Here is a 1,704-nt window from a genome sequence, read left to right as displayed (position 1 = left end):
TGGAGCAGGCACATAGCAGCCGCCGTAGGTACCGCCGCGCACGGCAGACATGGAACGGGCGTCGAGTTGTTCGGTAACGGCCAGGTCGGTGATGATGAGAGATGTCATGGTAGTGCTCCTAAGTGAGTGAAGTCGGTAAATAAAAAGTGGTCAGGCTTTGGGTAGTTGGGTTGGTGTCGAACGTTTTGTCGTACACACAGGACATACAGCAGGGAGTGTGCCAGCGCGTGCGATGGTGCCTGTAGGGTGGGCTAAGTGCTTGATGTGTATAGGGATTTGTGAAGAAGCGCGGGTGATGGCGGAGCGGAGGGGACTTCCGCCGCACAGTCGCATGATCGGGACGATCCAACAGATCAGGGACGGGTGTCTGGGAAAATCAGACACCATGCAATGCACAGTCGTGCGCCCCGAGACATGCGCATGCGAATGCGATAAGAAACATCGGGAACATCGTCTGAACGACGCATTGGATACCTCTGGCAGGAGCTTGAAGATTGCAGCGATGAAGAAGCACCATGTGGTGCGTCAGAATCATCCTCGCGAACGCCGGGGGCTGTAGCAAGGCCGGTTGCTACTTCAAGGCAGGGTGCTCCTAACGAGAGCGCAATGCCTCCGGGTACGTGGCGCAGAAGAAGGAGAGGGCAGGGCCGATGAGGAAAGCCAGGTCCCGGCAGCCGGATATGTCAGCAACAACCCGAACGATCCTCGGAGCGTGTGTCGACAATCACAAGTCACACGCAGATACACACCGATCAATGACAAACTAATCGCGATAGACCAGGAGTACACACGAGCGGATGCCCGGCAACGTCAGTTGCCGAGCAAAATACAGGCGTGCGAAACTAACTACTTGCTACTTGAGCGACAGCAGATCCTTCACCGGCTGCAAGCTACGTTTGACGCCGGGAGGGTAATCGACAATCCGGGTGCTGCCGAAAGCTTTCTGCAGCTGATAAGCCTGGCGATTCCCGCCTCGCGCGCCGCCGATGACGGCATGCATGGCTTCGCGGTCCAGATCGATGCTTTCCGGCAGGTCTTTGATGGTAATGGTAGCCATGGCTGGCTCCTTGAAATCAGGTAACTGGAAATGCGCTCTTGTCTATCACGGATAAACCGGTATTGTGCCCAGTATAGTCGGCGCAATAAACAATGCGCCCGATTCTTCTCAAGAAAAAACGCCGGAAACACAGGTTTCCGGCTTCAGGCTGCAAACATCAGAGTGCGGCGCTGATATTGCCCCATTGGGACGGGTTGACGGCGATATTGGGTGGAATGAAGCCGGCACCGATGACGCCGACATTGTTCAAGGTGTTGACGTCCACATTTTGTAACTGGTTCAGGTTCTGGGTGATCCCCACATTGACCACCGATGACGCCGACATTGTTCAAGGTGTTGACGTCCACATTTTGTAACTGGTTCAGGTTCTGGGTGATCCCCACATTGACATTGGCAATCGGGCCCAGGCCGGCAAGCCAGGAATTGCCGCCGCGTACCGACGACATGGCGTGCTGGTCGAGCTCGGTGCTGTTGGCGAGATCATGAATGGCGATGGATGACATGGTGATGCTCCTTGATGAATAAGTAATAGACAAAGATCGATACGCTCTGCGCTGCAGACAACGGTGGAGAGTCAAGCGTTCTCCACCGTGCTGTCCGGCATTACAGGAAGCTGATGTTGTTGGAGCCAGTCTGGGTCGGATGCA

The 1,704-nt window shown here is 55.4% G+C and carries 2 protein-coding genes; both read right to left on the bottom strand.

Annotated elements, in window-relative coordinates; all coding sequences use genetic code 11:
- Positions 1-853 precede the first annotated feature (853 nt).
- Positions 854-1,057: a hypothetical protein gene (locus tag ASE07_RS27170; protein WP_057293949.1), complete on the bottom strand. Its 204-nt coding sequence runs from the start codon at positions 1,055-1,057 to the stop codon at positions 854-856.
- Between the two features lie 143 nt (positions 1,058-1,200).
- Complete coding sequence (locus ASE07_RS28535; protein WP_235548659.1) at positions 1,201-1,560, bottom strand: hypothetical protein; 360 nt, start codon at positions 1,558-1,560, stop codon at positions 1,201-1,203.
- Positions 1,561-1,704: the final 144 nt, after the last annotated feature.

This window comes from Noviherbaspirillum sp. Root189 (assembly GCF_001428545.1).
In the GTDB taxonomy this organism is placed as follows: domain Bacteria; phylum Pseudomonadota; class Gammaproteobacteria; order Burkholderiales; family Burkholderiaceae_D; genus Noviherbaspirillum.
Note: the sequence above shows the minus strand (reverse complement) of the source record. Positions and strands in the feature narration are given on the sequence as shown.

What these genes read in the sequence shown, in the direction of transcription:
- ASE07_RS28535 (WP_235548659.1), bottom strand. Translation starts at nt 1,560, where the DNA reads ATGTCATCCATCGCCATTCATGATCTCGCCAACAGCACCGAGCTCGAC.
- ASE07_RS27170 (WP_057293949.1), bottom strand. Translation starts at nt 1,057, where the DNA reads ATGGCTACCATTACCATCAAAGACCTGCCGGAAAGCATCGATCTGGAC.